This window comes from Wenzhouxiangella limi, from assembly GCF_010499265.1.
Taxonomy (GTDB): Bacteria; Pseudomonadota; Gammaproteobacteria; order Xanthomonadales; family Wenzhouxiangellaceae; genus Wenzhouxiangella; species Wenzhouxiangella limi.
In genome coordinates this window covers 1-225 of record NZ_JAAGSC010000011.1, presented here as the reverse complement: position 1 = coordinate 225, position 225 = coordinate 1, and the positions used below count along the sequence as shown (strand labels likewise).

At 64.9% G+C, this 225-nt stretch carries 1 protein-coding gene; it reads left to right on the top strand.

Features of this window, described 5'->3' with window-relative positions; translation table 11 throughout:
• Window positions 1-225 (top strand): hypothetical protein (locus tag G3I74_RS00095; RefSeq protein ID WP_203594415.1); only part of this gene is annotated, 225 nt, incomplete at both ends.

Genomic DNA, 225 nt, shown 5'->3' with positions numbered 1-225 from the left:
GCCAGCTCTCGGAGCGCTCGGCGGAGCTGGAGCGGTCTGAGCAGGCTCGAGGTGAACTCGAGGAGAAGCTTGGGCGCGAGAAGGCGTCCTTGCAGCAGCAGCTCAAGTCGCTGGAGGGTGAACTTTCGGCGCGCTCGGCGGAGCTGGAGCGGTCTGAGCAGGCTCGAGGTGAACTCGAGGAGAAGCTTGGGCGCGAGAAGGCGTCCTTGCAGGAGCAGATCAAGT